At 68.4% G+C, this 1,880-nt stretch carries 2 protein-coding genes; one reads left to right on the forward strand and one right to left on the reverse strand.

Translation table 11 applies throughout. The annotated features are described in order from the left end of the window. On the forward strand, positions 1-753 hold a 753-nt coding region (locus tag FFK22_RS41625), incomplete at its 5' end, for a glycogen/starch/alpha-glucan phosphorylase (RefSeq protein ID WP_143956990.1). On the opposite strand, the gene FFK22_RS41630 is transcribed toward FFK22_RS41625, so the two are convergent. Next, positions 743-1,880, reverse strand: a 1,138-nt coding sequence (locus FFK22_RS41630; RefSeq protein WP_143956991.1) for an acetate/propionate family kinase, incomplete at its 5' end; no start/stop codon positions are given. The two genes, FFK22_RS41625 and FFK22_RS41630, sit on opposite strands and share 11 nt — an antisense overlap.

Below are 1,880 nucleotides of genomic sequence, written 5' to 3' on the forward strand. Positions count from 1 at the left end.
GTCGTTCTCTACAATCGCCTGCGGCAGGATCCGGGGCTGAACATGGCGCCGCGCACGTTCCTGTTCGCGGGCAAGGCGGCGCCCGCCTATCACCTGGCCAAGCTGATCATCAAATTCATCAACAACCTCGCGGCGACGATCGACGCCGATCCGTCGGTCCACGGCCGGCTGAAGGTCGTGTTCCTGCCCGAATACTGCGTGTCCCTGGCCGAGCGGCTGATCCCCGCCTCCGACGTTTCGAACCAGATCTCGACCGCCGGCTATGAGGCGAGCGGGACCAGCAACATGAAGTTCATGATGAACGGTGCGCTGACCATCGGGACGCGCGACGGCGCGACGATCGAGATGGCCGAGGCGGCCGGCGAGGAGAACTTCTTTCTGTTCGGGCTGACGGCGGACCAGGTGTCCGGCAGTCGCGGCTGGTACGACCCGTATTGGCATTACGACAACGAGCCGGAGACCCGGGCCGCGCTGGAGCTGATCTTCCAGGACCATTTCAGCGGCCCCGACCAGGGCATCTTCGAACCGCTGCGCGGGACGCTGCTGACCGGCGGGGACCACTACATGCACCTTGCCGACCTGACCGCCTATCTCGAGGCGGATCGGAAGCTGCTCGAGCTGTATGCCGATCCGGAGGAATGGGTGCGCAGGGTCGTGGCCAACCTGGCCGCTTCCGGCAGGTTCTCCAGCGATCGCACGATCGCCGAATACGCGACCGGGATCTGGGGCGCAGAGCCGTGCGTCATCCCCTAGGGAAGGATGCCTTTGGGCCCGTTCCGGCGGTGGAGCCGAGCAAGGCACGGGCATGTCGGGCGATCACGAGGTTCTCGTCGGTCGGGATCACATAGGCGGCCACACGGCTTCCGGCGGTGCTGATGCACGGCCCATGCCGCCGGTTGGCCGCTTCGTCCAGTTCCAGCCCCAGCCAGCGGCAGGCCTGGCAGATCGCGGCGCGGACCGGCGCGGCGTTCTCTCCCACGCCCGCCGTAAAGACGATCCCGTCCAGCCCGCCGAGCGCGGCGGCCAGCGACCCGATATGGCCGGCGACGCGGTAGCAGAACACGTCGACGGCGAAACGCGACTGCGGGCTGTCGCTCGCCAGCAGGTCGCGAAAATCCGATGATTGGCCGGACAGCCCCAGCATGCCCGACCGCTTGTAGAGAAGGTCCGCCACGTCCCCGGCCGTCATGCCCTTCTGCTGGATCAGGTGCAGCACCACGCCGGGATCGAGATCGCCGCAGCGGGTTCCCATCGGCACCCCATCCAGGGCGGTGAAGCCCATGGTCGAAGCCATGGATTTGCGGGCCAGCAATCCGCACAGGGAGCAGCCATTGCCGAGATGCGCCACCACCACCCTGCCTTCCGCGATCTCGGGAGCCCGCTCGGGCAGTACGGAGGCGATGTACTCGTAGGAGAGGCCGTGGAACCCGTAGCGGCGGATGCCCTCATCGTAGAGTGCGCGCGGCAGGGCGAAGGCCTGGGCCACCTCAGGCATGCTGCGGTGGAAGGCGGTGTCGAAGCAGGCGACCTGCGGCAGGTCCGGACGGAGCGCCAGGGCGGTGCGGATCGGCGCGATGTTGTGCGGCTCGTGCAGCGGCGCGAGCGGGATCAGAGATTCGAGCTCGGCCAGCAGGGCCGGCGTCACCCGCCGGGGCTGGGAGTATCGCAGTCCCCCATGCACGACACGATGACCCAGCGCCTCCAGCCTCCGGTCGCCGAGCTTCCTCTTGGCCCATTCGATGAGAACAGGCAGCGCCTCCGCGGGAGCGGCCGCCGGCGCGTGGCCGAGATCGGGCGGATCGAGCGCCGCGCCGTCGGCCCCTGTCGCCCTGGCCGAGGGCCGGATGCCAATCCCGTCCACCTGGCCGGAGAGAATGGGC

This window comes from Mycobacterium sp. KBS0706, from assembly GCF_005938675.2.
Lineage (GTDB): Bacteria > Pseudomonadota > Alphaproteobacteria > DSM-16000 > Inquilinaceae > Inquilinus.